Raw genomic sequence first — 18210 nt, 5'->3', positions numbered from 1 at the left:
ATTCTCCTCTAAATATCTATTTCTGCAAGAGCCTTTTCCAGTTGTTCTAGGCTCAGTTCGACATCGGGGAAGTCTGAAGGCGTATAGCTGCCAGCTTCCGAAGACTGGCAATAGGCAATAATTTCCCGCAGCATTTCCAGGCAACTTTGAGCCAGACGCTCAATTGTCCCGCGTTGATAAAGGTTTTCGCTGTACGCCCAATTCAGCCACAGCTGTCCGCCAGTCACAAAAGCGTTACCTTCTAACAAATGCTTGTTAATTCCTTGGAAACTGCGTCTCGGTTCTAGATTCCAGTCAGTTAGTTTAAACATCAACTCTTCAGAAAAAAGCCTATCTAACTGACCCAAATAATTAAAAATCACTTCTGCTTGGGACAGTGCTTGCAGTTGAGCGCTAATTTCCCGGTTTTCACTCAAATATCGCAGGATGCCATAACCAATACCTTGATGGGGAATCCGGCGCATTTGCTCTTTAATCGATCTCAAAACATCGCCCTTACTGCCATTAGCCAATTCCAAGCGCATGGGGAAAATTGTCGTAAACCAGCCCAAGGTGCGCGATAGATCGATATCGGTGAAAATATCTTCTCGTCCGTCTCCTTCTAGGTCTATTAGTAAACAATTTTCTCCCGTCCATTGGGCAAACGCTTGCACTAAAGCAGCGACTAACACCTCATTCATTTGCATTCGCAAGACTTGGGGAACTTCTTGCAACAAAGCTTGGGTTTCTTCCCCACTAAGTCCAACTGAGACGGTGCGTGCTGAACCTACGGTGTTTTCGGCACCCGGATAATCAACTGGCAAGCGAGAAACGGGTTTTTCTAACATTGAATGCCAGTCAGCTAGTTCTTGTTGCAATGCTGGTGATTGGGCGTACTCGATCAGTTGTTGCGACCACTGTTTGAGAGAAGTGGTTTTGCGTGGCAGTTGGATCGCTTTACCTAGACTGAGTTGCTGATAAGCGGTTTGCAGGTCTTCTAACAAAATCTGCCAAGAAAGACCATCGACGATCAGGTGGTGGATGACAAAGAGCAAACGAGAAGGTTTACTCACACCCAGGTCAAAATAGGCAACCCGCATTAAGGGGCCATCTGATAAATTCAGGCTAGGTTGCAGTTCTTCGATGGTTGCTTGGATGGCAGATTCTTGCTCTTGGGGGGAGAGGGCTGACAAATCTTGTCTGACTAAGGAGATAGTTTGGCTGTCGTCCGAGGCGGCGTACTGTTGCCAGCCGGATTCTTCTTTGACAAAACGCAGGCGTAGGGCATCGTGTTGTACCAGCAGTTGTTGCAACGCTTTCTCTAGGAGATCGGGTGCGATCGCGATCGCGTTGCGTACCATAATGGCTAGATTCCAATGGTGCGGCTGTTGGAGATTTTGTTCAAAAAACCAATGCTGAACCGCACTCAGAGGGACTTGTCCGACGATCGCTTCTTGTTCTGCTTGGATAGTTGCAGTCCTACCAGCTACAGGGGCTAATTCTGCAATTGTTTGGTACTCAAACATTTGCTTGGGAGTTAGTTGCAAACCAAACTGTTTGGCTTTGGCGATCGCCTGAATACTAAGAATAGAATCTCCGCCTATTTCAAAAAAGTTATCGTGAATGCCTACTTTTTCCAGGCGAAGCACCTGTTGCCAAATCTCAGTAAATATTTTTTCTTCAGGTGTTCTAGGTGCAACAAAAGTTCGCTCTAATTCGGGTCTTACTTTATCTGGTATTGGTAATACAACTGTGTCTACTTTTCCATTCACAGTCAGGGGCAAAGCTTCCAGAATCACGAATGCTGATGGCACCATATAGTCGGGTAGCTGCTGCTTGAGGTAATTTCGCAGTTCGCAAATGCTGGGTGTTTGCTGTTGGTGCGGAAAGATGTAAGCAACCAGGTACTTTTCTCCGGGTCGATCTTCTCGTGCCAAAACCACCGTTTCTCGCACTGCTGGATGCTGATTTAGTAACGCTTCAATTTCTCCCAGTTCAATGCGGAAACCCCGAATCTTTACTTGGCGATCGATGCGTCCGAGAAATTCAATGTTGCCATCGGGTAGATATCTCGCTAAATCCCCTGTTTTGTACAGCCTATCTAATTGACTTCTGTCTTTTGACTTGATAAAGGGGTTGGAAATAAATTTCTCTGTGGTTAGTTCGGGTCGGTTGAGGTATTCTCTGGCTAAACCAGCGCCACCAACGTACATTTCACCGGGAACGCCAATAGGCACAGGTTGTTGGTGTTTATCTAACAGGTAAATTTGCAGATCGGGAATGGGACGACCGATGACACTACTGCTACTATTGAGGTCTGCTATTGTGAGGGGACGATAGGTGGCGTGTACGGTGGTTTCCGTAATGCCGTACATATTGACCAATTGGGGGAAGTTGTCTGAGTGGCGATCGAACCAGGGTTTTAAACTTTGAATATCTAGTGCTTCCCCGCCAAAAATAACTAGGCGCAAGTTTAAATCTTTGGCATTTTCAGATGATTCATCTACTTGCATGATTTGGCGGAAAGCTGAGGGTGTCTGGTTGAGAACCGTTACCTGCTGTTGGCACAATAATTCGTAGAAAGTTTCTGGCGATCGACTCACCCAATAAGGCACTACTATCAACTTACCGCCGTAGATCAGCGCCCCCCAGAGTTCCCAAACTGAAAAGTCAAAAGCGTAGGAATGGAAGAGTGTCCACACATCGCTTTGGTTGAAATCAAACCAAGATTGAGTCGCTTTAAAGAGACGAACTACATTGCCATGAGTTATCAATACACCTTTCGGTTGTCCTGTGGAACCGGAGGTGTAAATTACGTAGCAGAGGTTTTCTGGAGTAAGAATGCTGTGGTTGGGATTTGAGGTGCTTTCTCTTGAGATGCTTTCCCAGTCGGTATCTATGCAGATAAGTTTCGCTGAGCGTTCCGGCAATGTTGCCGTTAATTCCTGTTGCGTCAGCAGTATTTCAATCTGTGCATCTTCTAATATGAAAGCTAGCCGTTCTTTGGGATAGGCTGGATCTAAGGGTACATAAGTTGCCCCTGCCTTTAAAATTCCCAATATTCCTATTACCATCTCTAAAGATCGTTCTAGGCAAATGCCAACTTTGGTTTCTGATTTCACACCTTGCGACTGCAAATAGTGCGCCAAACAGTTCGCTTTGGCGTTCAATTCCCGATAGGTTAGTTGCTGTTCGCCAAAAACTACCGCAATATTCTGTGGCGTTTGTTCCACCTGCGCTTCAAATAACTGATGTAAACAGACATCCACGGGATAATTGGAGGTAGTATTCCAATCAACTAACAAAGTTTGCTGTTCTGTTTGTGTTAAAATTGGCAATTCCGAAAGGTGTCGATCGGGATTGGTGACGATGCCTTCTAACAAAGTTGTAAAATGTGCGATCGCCCTATCAATTGTGGCAACCTCGAATAAGTCGGTACTGTATTCAAACGCTCCCGTTATTGCTGGTTCGCTGTCCACTAAGTACAAGGTCAAATCGAACTTAGCCGTTTTACTATCGGTTTCTAATCGCTTCAAAGTTAAACCAGACAGCATTAATTCCGGTGTCAGGTTTTCTTGCAAGACAAACATCACTTGAAACAGCGGTTGATGGCTCAAGTTTCGTTCTGGTTGCAATTCTTCTACCAGTTGCTCAAAAGGTAATTCTTCGTGTGCGTAAGCACCTAATGCTACCTGACGGACGCGACTGAGCAATTCCCGAAAAGTTGGATTTCCTGACAGGTCAGTACGCATTACCAAAGTATTGACAAAAACTCCAATTAATGCCTGAATTTCGCTGCAATTGCGATTAGCGATCGGAGTTCCAATTGATATATCTTCCTGTTCGGTATAGCGATAAAGTAAAGTTTGAAATGCCGCCAGCAGGGTCATAAATAAAGTGCAACCCGACTGCTGACTTAGAGATTTTAGCTTTGCAGTTAAACTCGGCGATAGTTGAAAGTGAGTCGTTGCACCTTGGAAAGTTTGGACAGCAGGTCGCGGTTTATCCGTGGTAAGTTCTAAAACCTTTGTTGCACCTGCTAGCTGTTCTTTCCAATAGGAAAGATGATTTTGCAAATGCTCTTTAGACCATTGACGCTGCCAAACTGCAAAGTCAGCATATTGAATGGGAAGTTCTGGCAATGGGGAGGGTTTGCTATGAGAAAATGCTTCGTAAAGTGCTGCTACTTCCCGAATGAACGATCGCATCGACCAACCATCACAAATAATGTGGTGCATAACGAACACCAGCACGTATTCTTTCTCACCCAGTTTCAGCAATGTACCCCGCAACAAAGGCGCTTTGCTTAAGTCGAAAGGTCTTTTAACTTCCTCAACTACAAAATCTTCAATTTGCGAATTCAGTCCCCGTAGGATAGGCGTCTCGCCTGTCGTCCCCAATTCCCTTACTGACAATTTAAAATCCAAACTGGGATGGATAATTTGCACAGCTTGTCCATCCACCATCTCGAAAGTAGTTCGCAAAGCTTCGTGACGGCGCACAATTTCATTCAAACTTTTCTCCAGCGCCTCCACATTCAACGAACCTTTTAAATGGACAGCGGAAAGTTCGTTGTAAGCGTTTCCCGAATCAAATTGATGCAGAAACCACAAGCGTTGCTGTGCAAAGGAAAGCGGTGCATGACTTTTTTCGGCACGTCGAGGAATAGTTTTTAATTGGGAATCGGATTTAACTTCTCCTCGCAATCGTTTTTCTAAAAGCTCTCGTTTTGCAGGCGAAAGTTTAGATTTTTTTGCTAATATTTCTGCTTTTTTGATATCCATAATAGTTTTACCCCAAAATCTGAATTTTTACATAATCGGGAGCGGTTTGAATTCGCGTCATATCGTTTTCTAAAATTTCCAATTCGCCTTGCTTTTCAATTTGCTGAAAACCCGCAAACTTATAAGCTACATACATCATTCGATTGCGATTGTTAGAAACAAATTCGGCACGCAACCGGACGTTATTCTGTTTAGCCAAACTCAAAATATAATTGAGCATAATTGTGCCGACGCCTCTGGACATAACGCGACAGGACATCAGCAAAAGTTTGATTGTCCATACGCTGTTTTGACATTCCACAAGTGCTAAGCCAATTTTGCCGTAACTGCCAAATTTATCTTCTAAACTGGCAATGAGCAATTTGTGGTTCTCTGACTGGCGAAAATGATTCAGTTCGTCATAGGAATAAGTGTAACCAGTTGTGTTTAATTGGTTAGTTCTTACTGTTAATTCTTCGGCGCGTTGCAAATCTTCTTCTTTGGCAGAAGAGATGGTAAAGGTCATGTTAAGTGTGGCTAAAAATTCTTCTTGAGGGCCAATGAATTCTTTTTCAGCGTTTTGCCGTTCTAAATCGCTAATATACATTAATCTTCGCTTTTTTGAATCTGCTGTAATAAAGCGTGGTTTCATTTCATCTCTGTATAGCAGACGATCTAGTTCTGCGGCGTTGATACAGAGGACTTCGGGTAGGGAAAAGTTGACTTCTTCCAGTTCAAAGGGTTGATCGTCGATGAAAGCGATCCCATCTGTACCAATGTTGAGTAATTTAGCGATTTCTTGAATAGAGGAGGCTTTGGAATTCCAGTTGATTTGGGGATAGATGAAATATTCATGTAAGCCGAACTGTTGGAGTTGCGCGATCGCTTTCTCAGGGTCGTTCTTGCTGGCGATAGATTGCAAGATTCCGCGATTGTCTAAGGTTTGAATTATATCAAGAATTTGGTTTTTTAGGGTGATGCGATCGCCTTCTAGTAAAACTCCGTTCCATAGTGTGTTATCTAAGTCCCAAACTAGACATTTGATGACTGTTTTATCGATTGTTGAGTTGGTTATAGGTAGATTTTTTGTGAGAGTCATATTCTTTTTTTAACGCAAAGGACGCAGAGGTTAACGCAAAGTTACGCAAAGGTTTTCAGAGGGGATAAGATATTCTTGGTAGGCGTAGTCGGCGATGGTAATTTGTTGAATTTGGGTGCTACCTTCGATGATTTCCATGATTTTGGCATCGCGGAGATATCTTTGGACTGGGTAGTCGCTGCTGCATCCGTTTGCACCGTGAATTTGTACGGCGTCGTTTGCTGCTTTGGTGGCTATTGTGGAGGCGAAGTATTTGGCAATTGAGGTTTCTAAAATAGCTTTTGGATTGCGGGTATCTTTGAGATATCCAGCTTGATAACAAAGTAATCTAGCTGCTTTGACGTTGGCAGTTATTTCTGTTATCATTTGCCGGATTAATTGGTGTTCTTTGAGATCGATGCCGAACTGTTTTCTTTGACTGGTGTATTGCAGGGAAGCTTCTAAGCAAGCTTGTGCAATTCCTACACATCCCCAGGCGACGCTGTATCTTCCATAGTCGAGTGCGGAAGCGGCGATGTAGGAGAAACCAAAACCAGGTTTACCGACGATATTTTCTGCGGGAATTTGACAGTTATCTAGGTGCAATTCTGCTAGCATGGAAGCTTTTACACCCATCATTCCAAAGATTGGTTTGATGGAAAGTCCCGGACTGTTTTTTTCCACTAAGAAAGCAGAAGGTTTGCCATCACATTGAGCGAATACTAAAAAAATATCGGCAATTTGTCCGTAGGTAATCCATTTTTTTTGTCCGTTTAAGACATAAGTATTGCCGGAAAGTGTGGCTGTAGTTTCTATATTTTTGGCATCGCTACCTACATTTGGTTCGCTTAAAGCGAAAGCTGCAATGACTTCGCCTGTCGCTAATTTGGGAAGCCAATAATCTTTTTGTTGCTTGTTTCCCCACTTGAGAATCGCATGAGAAACCATGCTATGAACAGTCAGCAAACTCCGCAGCGAAGAACATCCGCGACCGATTTCTTCGTTGAGCAAACCGTATGCGATCGCATCCATTCCACTCCCACCGAAATCTTTGGGGATAATCGCACCTAGATATCCTTTTTTAGCTAGTTTTTCTACTAGCTGAATGGGGGTATGTTCTTCGCGATCGCACTGATTTGCCAAAGGAACAATTTCTGCATCTACGAAAGCTCGAAATTGCGCTCGATCTTCTTTTTGCTGAACCGTCAATTCAAGTTTCATGCTATCTCATTTTCCTGCAAATACAACCATCTTTTTGTCGATTAACCGCGTCATCGCATTGATAGTCCGAAAGTTATCGAATTCCAAATCTTCGTTCTCAATGGCAATTTCAAACTCTTGTTCTATAAACAGTACCAGTTGCATGGCAAACATGGAGTTAACAAAACCAACAGCAAAGATATCTTCATCAGGCTGGAGGTCGTAATTTCGGAAAAATTTTGATAGAAACGTTTTGATTTTGGTGGTAATTTCTTGCATTTATTAAGTCCATTTTTAATTGTAGGTATAGAAACCCTGTCCGCTTTTCCGACCGTGCAATCCCGCGTCCACCATTTTCTTTAGCAGCGGACATGGCCTGTATTTACTGTCGTTAAAGCTTTCGTACAAAACTTCAATTGAATAGAGAATCGTATCCAATCCAATTAAATCGGCTGTTTCCAATGGCCCCATTTTGTGACCGAAACAGGTTTTGAAAATTCGATCCACTTCTGCTGCTGAAGCCACCCGATCTTGTAGCACAAAAATCGCTTCATTGATAGTCAACATCAGCACGCGGTTAGATACAAAACCCGGTGCATCATTGACAACAATACACTCTTTTCCCATCTGAGCCAAAAGTTTTTTCGCCGTTGCGATCGTTTCTTCGGAAGTATGATATCCCCGGATTGTTTCCACCATCGGCTTCATTGGTACAGGGTTCATAAAGTGCATCCCTAGCACTTTATCCGCACGCTTGGTTACTGAAGCAATGCGAGTGATCGGAATCGCTGATGTATTGGCAGCAAATACAGAATTTTTTGGGCAGATAGCATCTATTTTAGCATAAACATCCTGTTTAATTTGCCATTTTTCTGTTGTATTTTCAATGACAAATTCCGCCTCTTTTAGAACTTGATAATCGGGAGAAAATTTGATGCGATTGAGAATTTCATCGAGACGATCGGCTGGCTCGCTTTTCTTGAAAAAACCTTGAAAGCGGAGATTATTTTTGATTTCTTGTTTGGCACGTTCCAGAATTGCTTCTGAAACATCTATTAAAAGGACGTGATGTCCTGTTTGCGCGAGGTTTTGCGCCACCCCAACTCCCATCACTCCTGCACCCACAACACCAACTACTTGCATATTTACGCTCCTGAATTTCTGATTGCATATACGTTGTGAATATTTGAGCCTTCATACAAGTCTTCTTGTTCGGCTTCGACGCGATAACCTTGATTTTTCAACAAGTTAGTTACCTGTGCCAGTCGTCCCTCTATATCGTGTACTTCAATGACAATTTGCTGGATTTTTTGCCAATCATTTTTTTTAATGCCTTGAAGGACATCCAATTCGCTTTTTTGAACATCAATTTTGAGTAAATCGATGCGCTCAACGTTGTTTTCCCCGATCAGTTCGGAAAGAGTTCTCAACTGACAAGTAAAAGGTTGCACTTTAAACCTTTCTTCCAACAATTCATCAGCGTGTTCCATCACTTGTTCCATCCCTGCGATACCATTTTCCAATTGGTTAAGCATGATAGCTTTTAAAACTTCTTTCTCTTCCTGTTTATCGGCATAGAAAGAAGACATTCCCGAACTATTGGGATAGAAGGTAAATGTTGCTGTTTTAGGTTCGTTGGATATACCAAAATTAAACAGCTTGGTATTTATCTCATAGAAAGTGGTATTCAGGCGCAAAATTTCAAACAGAGGCGGTGCTGGCTCAAAACAGTAAATGGTGGGATTGTTGCAGTTTTGCGACGCAAAAAGCGTAAACATACCGATGTTAGCACCAACATCAAAAATAATGGCGCGATCGCGTAAAGTAATCCCATGTTTCAAATACACCCGATTTTGGAAAATATCCTCATAGAAATAATCAGCTTCCGCTTTCGTTTGATAGACAATTTCCAAATTATTAGGCAACTTGTAGCGTCGCTGACTGCTAACTTTGGGTGCTTGTGACTGGGAAACTGACACCAGCACTTCAACTTCTTCTTCAGGTAATTTTTCTAACTCATCGATCAGGATTCCTTCGATAAATAATGCCAACTCTGCCACCGTCGGCGCTTCAAAAAGAGGACGCAGGGATAAATCTATTTGAAAGTCTTTCCGCAATTGAGAAATTAACTGAATGCCAAGCAGAGAATGTCCCCCTAAAGCGAAGAAGTTGTCGTGAATTCCCACCTGTTCCACACCCAGTAATTGTTGAAAAAGTTGAGCAATTCTTTCCTCAATTTCGTTACTGGGAGCCACATAATTTTTCCGAATTCCTTGACGATCTACTCTCCCCTCTTCCTGAGATGGAGAGAGATTCTTTTCCTCAAAACATGGCTGCAAGCTCGGCACAACCCGCGTTTGTTTTTGTGGAGAAATCCAATACTTTTGACGTTCAAATGGATAGGTCGGTAAAGGTAGCCGATGGCAATTTTCATTCCCATGAACAACCGACCAATCTATCTGCACTCCTGCCAACCAAAGTTGACCCAATGCGTTCAGTAAAAATGCTATATCTGACTGCCTATCGTAGGAATGTCGCAGGCAAGGAAGCGCAATTTGATCGCCTTCTATACATTGTAATGCCAAGCTGGACAAAGTTTGACCGGGGCCAACTTCTAATAGAATTGGATGCTGTTTTTTCCACAATTCTTGAATTCCATCGGCAAAGCGAACCGGTTGGCATAAATGTTTCACCCAATAATCGGGATTTGTTGCTTCTGCTGCGGTTATCCAAGTGCCGGTAACGTTGGATAAATAAGGAATTTTTGGGGGTTTGAGATTGAAGGTTTTAACGAGTTCGCGTAAGCTGGGTGCGATCGCCTCCATCATGTAAGAATGGAAAGCATGGGAAGTAACGATTCGTCGGCAAGCCAATCCTTTGTCGATTAACAGTTGTTCTAATTCTTCGATCGCATCTATTGCACCTGCTATTACACAAAGGGACGCTCCGTTAATTGCCGATAAGGAAAGTTTCTCGTTCAAAAAAGGCTGTACTTCTTGCTCGGAAAGAGGAACTGCCAACATCGCTCCCCCCGGCAATTCTTGGATCGTTTTTGCTCTTTTGGCGACCAGAGTAATCGCTTCTTCTAGTGAGAAAACCTCGGCCAAACACGCCGCTACATATTCCCCAATGCTGTAACCGATCGTTGCTTGAGGATGAATTCCCCAAGCAATCAACAACTGTGCCAAAGCGTATTCAACGGCAAAAATTGCAGGTTGCGTTAGAAAAGTTTGATTCAGCTTTTCAGTCGCTGCATCTGTTTTTTCCTCGCCACGACCTAGCATTTTTCGCAAATCGAAACCCGAACTTTTATCCAGGTTGTTTTCACTGGAATAAAGGACATCTCGCAGATCTAAACCAAGGTGAGGTTGGAAAAGTTCGCAACAGCGATCGAATATTTTGCGAAATGTCGGCTCAACTTGGTAAAGTTCCCTCGCCATATTAACGTAATGTGTTCCCAGTCCGGGAAACATAAAAGCTACGGGACGCGAATTAGTTTTCTGAATGCTAGTAAGAACTCTTTTGGGGTCTTGAAGTGCAGCAATCGCATCTTCAATATCCCGACAAACAACAGTCCGCCGATGACTGAAAGCTCGCCTTCCTACCTGCAATGTGTAAGCAACATCTCCTAAGTTTAAATCTTTATGTTGCTTGAGGTAATCAACTAAATTATTTGTCGCCGTTTCTAATGCCGAATTAGTTTTAGCAGAAAGAACCAACAAATGATTCTTTTTCCCCTCTCCGTTTGACGGAGAGGGGTTGGGGGTGAGGTTCGGAGATTCTTCCAAAATTACATGAGCATTCGTTCCCCCAACTCCGAAAGAACTGACTCCGGCGCGACGGGGAGCGCCGTTACGTTTCCATTCAGAAAGTGTGGTATTTACATAAAAAGGACTGCTGTCAAAATCAATTTCTGGATTCGGCTTTTCAAAATGCAAAGTAGCAGGGATTTGTTGATTTTTGAGAGCCAGAACGGTTTTAATTAAACCTGCAACACCCGCCGCTGCATCTAAATGTCCGATATTAGTTTTTACCGAACCAATCGCACAAAATTCTGTCTTATTTGTATAAAGTGAAAAAGCTTCTGTCAGTGCGGCAATTTCTACCGGATCTCCTAAAGGTGTGGCGGTGCCATGAGTTTCGATGTAACCGATCGTTTCGGGATTAATTCCTGCTAAGGCAATTGCTTCTGCGATCGCTCTTGTTTGTCCCTCCACACTCGGCGCTGTATATCCAACTTTTAAAGCACCATCATTATTAATAGCGGCAGATTTGATAACAGCATGAATGCAATCTCCATCTGCGATCGCATCCGACAATCTCTTCAAAACTACTATTCCCACACCATTGCCAATCACAGTTCCCTGTGCTTTGGCATCAAAAGCGCGGCAATGTCCATCCGGAGATAAAAACCCGCCTTCGTGATATAAATATCCAGCTTTGTGCGGCACAAATATGGAAACTCCCCCCGCCAAAGCCATATCGCATTGATAGCTTAATAGGCTAGAGCAAGCCATACTTGTTGCCACTAATGATGTAGAACAAGCAGTTTGAATATTGATACTTGGCCCCCGCAAATTCAACTTATAAGAAATGCGAGTTGTCAGGAAATCTTTGTCATTTCCCATCAAGGTTTGGTGTCCGCCAACCGCTTCGATAAATTCGCGATTTGAGTAGAGATTATTGAACAAATAGCTATTCCAACCAACCCCCGCAAAAGCGCCAATTCGACCGGGGTAAGTTTCCGAATTATAACCAGCATTTTCCAATGCTTCCCAAGCGCATTCTAAAAACAGCCGATGTTGCGGATCGGTCATTTCCGCTTCTCTGGGACTAAAGCCAAAAAAGGCCGCATCGAATAAATCTATATCTTCTAAAGTTGCCCCAGCTTTTACATAATTGGGTTTCTGCAATTCGTCCGGCTCAATTCCCGAATCTAACAGTTCTTCATCATTGAAAAACTTAATTGATTCAACGCCATCTCTGATATTTTCCCAAAATTCATCGATATTTTTGGCACCGGGAAAGCGACCTGCCATACCAACGATCGCTATGCTTTCTAACTCCTCACTCATTTCCCCATCTCACTTGTTTCATTAATTGTTTTTGACGACTCAAAGCTAATCTTTGCTTTTGAGCTAAATCGCTAATTTCTTGGAATATTGGCTTTTCTTCTCGCTGAGGACTTAAATGTTTAGCCAATGATTCGATCGTTGGATATTTAAACATCTCAACCATCGAAATGTTTTTCTCCAACTTCGCTTGTAGTCTGCTATGCACTTTGACTATCAGCAATGAATGTCCGCCGAGGTCGAAAAAGTTGTCATAAATACCCACTTTTTCTAAACGCAATACTTCTTGCCAGATGGTGGCGATAATTTGTTCCAGTTCAGTTTGCGGCGAAACGTAGGCGACTTCTAATTCTGGACGCAGACTTTCCGGTGCAGGTAACGCCTGACGATCGACTTTACCATTCACAGTCAGCGGCATTTCATCCAACGTCACCAAAGCAGAAGGCACCATATATTCTGGCAATTTTTCTGCCAAATAGGTTCGCAATTCGCTAATGATGAGAGTTTCGCCAGGATGCAGAACTGCATAAGCGATGAGGCGATCGCATTTTGCCAAAACTGCACATTCCCGCACCTTGCAATGCTGACTCAACACCGCTTCAATTTCCGATAATTCGATTCGGAAACCGCGAATCTTCACCTGATGGTCAATTCTCCCAAAATATTCGATAATTCCATCAGCACGATAACGCGCTAAATCGCCTGTTTTGTAAAGCCTTTCTCCTGCAATAAAAGGATTAGCAATAAATCGTTCCGCAGTCAGTTCGGGACGATGTAAATAACCCCTTGCCACACCCGCGCCACCGATATACAATTCCCCTGTAATTCCGACAGGTACTGGTTGAAGATTCCGGTCTAAAATGTAAAGTTGAGTGTTGGCAATGGGACGACCGATCGGAACCGATCCAGACAGCTTATCTTTGGCTTGATAAATACAGCATCCAACTACCGTTTCTGTCGGCCCATACTCGTTTATTAACATCGTATCGGAGGCATTTTCTTGCCAAAAAGCAATGCTTTCAGCTAATAAATTTTCCCCACCGATGATGAATGCTCTAGTTTTCCGAGCAACTTCTTCCGGTAATAACTGGTGACTCAATAATTCTAACTGAGCGGGAGTAATTTTTATCAGACTAAAGTTAGATTTATTTCGCAGCGTTGTTGCCAGAGTTACTATGCCTTTATCTTCCGGTAAAAGTTCAACTTTTCGACCTACCAATAAAGGCGAAAATAACCCTGTAATGGTCATATCGAAAGAAATCGAAGAATGAACAGCAGCACCTTCTCCTTGTTCCACGCTATAAGCTTTCGTACACCAACTGAGGTAGTTTACCAAGCCTCTATGATGAATCAAAGTTCCTTTTGGCTTACCGGTTGAACCAGAAGTATAAATAACGTAGGCAAGATTTTCACCACAGACATTACTTACAGGATTGTCTGAACTTTCTTGAGCAATATCCTGCCAATTTGTATCTAAAGACACAACCATTCCCGAATGGGAAGGTATTATTTCTAATAGGCGCTGTTGAGTTAACAAAATAGGTGCTTGAGCATCTTCTAGCATAAAAGCTAAGCGTTCTTTGGGATAGCCAGGATCTAGAGGTACGTAAGCACCGCCCGCTTTCAAAATGCCCAAAAGCCCAACGAGCATTTCAAGCGATCGCTCTACGCAAATGCCAACCAAAACTTCTGGCTTCACGCCTAAATTTTGCAGGTAATGTGCTAGCTGATTTGCCCGTTCGTTTAATTCTCGGTAAGTTAGTTTTTCATCTTGGCAGACAACAGCAATCGCATCTGGCGTTCTTTCTACCTGAGCTTCAAACAGTTTGTGAATGCAAACATTTGGCGGTAATTCTGTTTTGGTATCGTTCCAATTTACCAAAATTTGTTGCCGTTCGGCTTCCGTCAACAAAGGCAGATCGGAAATAGCTCGATCGGGATTTTCAACGATACCTGACAGCAAAGTTGAAAAATGCCCTAACATCCGCGTCATCGTATCTGGATTAAACAGATCTGTGTTGTATTCCACAGTCCCGATTAGTTCCCCTCCCGTATCTTCCACAAATAAAGTTAAATCAAACTTCGCCGTTTTATTATCGATTTCTTCAACGCGCCAACTAAGACCGGGAATTTGTTGTGCTGGCAATGGGAAATTCTGGAGAGCGAACATTACCTGAAACAGCGGCGTGTGACTTAAATCTCGCTCTGGGTGCAGTAACTCCACCAACTTTTCAAACGGTAAATCTTGGTGAGCGTAAGCCTCCAAAGCTACCTTGCGTACTCGCCGCAATAACTCTCTAAAACTGGGATTGCCACCCAAGTTACTTCGCAACACCAAAGTATTGACAAAACAGCCAATTAATCCTTCTATTTCCCTGCGGTTGCGGTTAGCAATAGGCGACCCCACGAGAAGATCTTCTCGATCTGTATAGCGATATAGCAATGTTTTAAATGCTGCCAGCAAAGTCATAAATAAGGTGGCACCTTCTTGCTGACTTAGCTCTAAAATTGCTTGCCGGACAACTTTTGGAAAAGCTAAAGTTTGCTTAGCACCTCGAAAAGTCGTGACTGGCGATCGCGCACGATCTGTTGGTAGATTCAGTACGGGAAGATTGCCAGCTAACTGCTGTTTCCAGTAAGCAAGCTGCGTTTGGAACACCTCAACTTGCTGTTGCTGTTGCCAATAAGCAAAATCTGCATACTGAATCGGTAATTCCGCCAGCGGAGAAGGTTTCCCGCTAGAAAAAGCTTCGTAAAGCGCTACTATTTCTCGGATAAAAATGCCGATCGACCAGCCATCCGAGACAATATGGTGCATAACGAGAAACAATATGTTTTCCTCTTCTCCCAAACGCACCAATTTAGCTCGCAATAAGCCTCCCCGATCTAAATCGAAAGGCTGCTGCGCTGACTCAATTAAATAATCTTGAATTGATGATTTGCTAAAGTTTTTCCAATTCTCTAATTGCCAATCTATCTCTGGATGGATAACTTGCATCGGTTGCCCATCCATTGCCTTGAAACTCGTTCGCAAAACTGCGTGACGTTTGATAATTTCCTGAAGGCTTTGTGACAAAGCTGCTTCGTTGATTCGTCCAGTCAGGTAAACGGCTATGGCAATGTTATAAGCAGCCGAATTTGGCTCTAACTTATTGATAAACCACAATCTCTGCTGAGCGAAAGAAAGCGGATATTCTGTCGCAATGTTGCCAATTGGAGTGATAGGTACTAAAGATTTTGTTTCACCCGCCGTTATTTGAGCGAGTATCTGCGTTGCCAACACGGAAATACTCGCATCCTCGAAGAAGTCCGCCACAGATATGGCTACTTGGAAATCGCCCTCAATGCGGTTTTTTAACTCAAAAACTTTTAAAGAATCAAGACCGAAACTGCTCAAAGGTTGCTGTTTATCCGCAGAAGCTGGCGCTATTCCCAACACGCGATCGACTTGTGACTGAAGGTAAGATTCCAGAATTGATTGGCGATCGTTTACTGCAATTGTTAAGATTGCTTCTCGATTCAGGCGAGTAGCATCTTCTCCCTTTTCCCCACAATTCAGAATACTGCTACCCAACACATCCAACTTGCCTGCCAAAAATTCTGACCGACAAGCACGACGTTGAATTTTACCGCTGGAAGTTTTAGGAATACTACCTGCTTTAATCAGCACCACAGCATAAACTTGTACCTCATGTTCTTCCGAGACAGCTTTGCGAATTGCGGCGATAACTTCTGCTACATTCGCTTTCGATCGAAACTGCAATTCTTGTACGACTACCAATTGTTCTTCATTGCCAATTTCCACAGCAAATGCCGCACCGCTACTCGATCGCAATTCTGGATGACTGCGTTCTGCGCTTAATTCGATGTCAGTCGGATAGAGGTTGCGACCGCGTATGATAATTAAATCTTTGGTTCTTCCCGTGACGAAAAGTTCGCCATTTTGCCAAAATCCCAAATCCCCAGTTCGCAAAAAAGGCCCTGTGGTGCAGGCATCTTGCCTGCAATCTGTTAAATAAGCGCAGAAATTTTCTTCTGTTTCCTGAGTGCGATGCCAATAACCTTGAGCTACACTTGGCCCAGATACCCAAATTTCACCGACTTCATCCGGTAAACAACGAGTTAATTTTTCCGGATGTACGATCGCAATCTGCTGGTCTGGGATACTTTGACCGCAACTGACAAAAGTGCGGATATCCTCATTTTCACCTTCAACTTCGATGGCGCGATCGCATTCCAGCGCACTCGACCGAACACTTTTAATAGTTGGTGAAAATCTCTTAATTCCACCAGAAACCATCAACGTTGCTTCCGCCATCCCGTAACAGGGATAAAAAGCTTCCCGGCGAAATCCACACTCGGCAAAAGTAGCAGAAAATCTCTCTAAAGTATCGTGACGGACTGGTTCCGCACCGTTAAAAGCCACACTCCAACTGCTTAAATCGAGCGTCTGGCGTTGTTCTGGTGTAATTTTTTCAATACACAATTCGTAAGCAAAATTAGGGCCACCGCTAGTAGTACCTCGATAGTGGGAAATCGCCTGCAACCAGCGATAGGGACGCTGCAAAAAAGATGTCGGCGACATTAAAATGCAAGGAAATCCTCCATATAAAGGTTGCAATATCCCACCGATCAATCCCATGTCGTGATAAGCCGGCAACCAAGAAACAAATTTACTGTTTGGCGAATGTTCCATCAAACGATAAGTCACTGCGGCGTTGTGCAACAAGTTACCATGACTCACCATTACCCCTTTCGGTTCTCCTGTAGAACCGGAAGTATATTGCAAAAAAGCTAATGTATTCGCTTCAATAAAGGGTTTTTGCCAATAATCTTCTATGTTTGGATCGAGATTATCTGTAGTCAGCCATTGTAAAGCTTTTGTCCCGATTTCTTCTTCTAGCAGCGATTTGACTTTAGATTCGATCGCCGATGTAGTAAGCGCGATCGCTGCTTGTGCATCAGATGCGATCGCCTTTATCCTGGGCGTATTGCGTTTGTTGCGCGGCGGATAAGCGGGAACAGCTACCACTCCCGCATACAAACAACCGAAAAAAGCCGCCAAATAATCCAATCCCGGCGGGTAAAGCAGCAAAGCGCGTTCCCCACTTAAACCCAAACTCTGTAGTTGAGATGCGATCGCACGACTGCGGCGATCGAACTCTTGATAAGTTAAACTCGTTTCCTCGCCTTCAACCTCTTGCAAGAACGTAAAAGCTCGTTGCTGAGGTTGGTGTAAAGCCCAATACCGCAAGATGTCCGCGAAAGTGGAACAACCAACGGGGAGTTTTGCAGAGTCATTGTCAGGATCGGTCATTTTCTTCGGTGCTATCGAGAACGCAACAACGATCCAGTCAGTCAGAAGCGGGTGCTGTTGGCTTCTTTCACTGCACTGGTTTTGGAAGATTTTTTTCAGGACTTACCCAAGTGTCATAAGACAAAAGCTGATTTCTAGGTACGTTGTGGCGCTGTCTTCGCGGGTGCGATCGACATTTGTTGCTTGAGTGACGCTTCGGACTCCAGGACGCGGAGAAATTTTTTGCACATCACCAACGGGTCAGAAACCGCAGCCTAACGCTAAAGCGCAACAACATACCTCTCAGCAACTACTTCAAGCTTTTGCAATTATTTGCAATTAATTCTCACTAAGCATAAGCAATATTCTCAGTTATTAGCAAGTAGTTATGCAAAATATTTGCAAATGATTTTGAGCTTTTAGATAAGTAAAGCTAATGTGAAAGCGAAATTAAAGGCAACGAGAGCGATCGCCAGCCAGATAGACAAGCCAGCGTCGCTTCCGAAAACGGGATACCCAAAATTCTTGTCTATATTAGACTTTACTCAGATAAACAATCTATCTTTAGGGAGATTTATTCGGATTCTAGATGCAAATCCGATGAATTCCAATTCCGGGATGAGGAGCCTTGACAAAGTACACACCTTGCTGCTTAATGAATATCTGTTGCATTTAATTGAAATTAATTAGCAAATAGCAAAGCTTAATTAATTAAGAATTATTCCTGTTTAGTTGGTAGCGCGACTATTCTGGCACGGTGCAGCATAGCCTGCGCTGTGCAGTAGAGCGCTATCCGATCCGCTCGTTGTCTGTGAGGAGATT

General features: G+C 43.4%; 7 protein-coding genes. All 7 read right to left on the bottom strand.

Annotated features, from left to right (window positions below; genetic code table 11):
* Positions 1–8: 8 nt before the first annotated feature.
* The 7 genes from ACE1CD_RS30290 to ACE1CD_RS30260 are packed head-to-tail and all read right to left on the bottom strand — an operon-like array spanning position 9 to position 17409.
* Positions 9–4763 carry an amino acid adenylation domain-containing protein gene (locus tag ACE1CD_RS30290; RefSeq protein WP_374827135.1) on the bottom strand — a complete coding sequence of 1585 codons (4755 nt, stop codon included), beginning with the start codon at positions 4761–4763 and terminating at the stop codon, positions 9–11.
* Between the two features lie 7 nt (positions 4764–4770).
* Entirely contained in the window at positions 4771–5841 is a 1071-nt protein-coding gene (locus tag ACE1CD_RS30285; RefSeq protein WP_374827133.1) for an HAD-IIIC family phosphatase, read from the bottom strand.
* Between the two features lie 30 nt (positions 5842–5871).
* Positions 5872–7041, bottom strand: a complete 1170-nt coding sequence (locus ACE1CD_RS30280; RefSeq protein ID WP_374827132.1) for an acyl-CoA dehydrogenase family protein — start codon at positions 7039–7041, stop codon at positions 5872–5874.
* 6 nt (positions 7042–7047) lie between these two features.
* Positions 7048–7299 (bottom strand): acyl carrier protein, encoded by a 252-nt coding sequence (locus ACE1CD_RS30275; protein ID WP_374800334.1) that lies wholly within the window; start codon positions 7297–7299, stop codon positions 7048–7050.
* A 15-nt stretch (positions 7300–7314) separates the two neighbouring features.
* Positions 7315–8163, bottom strand: a complete 849-nt coding sequence (locus ACE1CD_RS30270; protein WP_374800332.1) for a 3-hydroxyacyl-CoA dehydrogenase family protein — start codon at positions 8161–8163, stop codon at positions 7315–7317.
* Positions 8164–8165: 2 nt separating this feature from the next.
* On the bottom strand, positions 8166–12095 hold the full coding sequence (locus ACE1CD_RS30265) for an FkbM family methyltransferase (protein WP_374827130.1): 3930 nt from the start codon (positions 12093–12095) through the stop codon (positions 8166–8168).
* On the bottom strand, positions 12088–17409 hold the full coding sequence (locus ACE1CD_RS30260) for an amino acid adenylation domain-containing protein (RefSeq protein WP_374827128.1): 5322 nt from the start codon (positions 17407–17409) through the stop codon (positions 12088–12090). Before ACE1CD_RS30260 ends, ACE1CD_RS30265 begins: the two co-directional genes overlap by 8 nt.
* Positions 17410–18210: the final 801 nt, after the last annotated feature.

It is taken from the genome of Aerosakkonema sp. BLCC-F183 (assembly GCF_041929145.1).
Lineage (GTDB): Bacteria > Cyanobacteriota > Cyanobacteriia > Cyanobacteriales > Aerosakkonemataceae > Aerosakkonema.
Note: the sequence above shows the minus strand (reverse complement) of the source record. Positions and strands in the feature narration are given on the sequence as shown.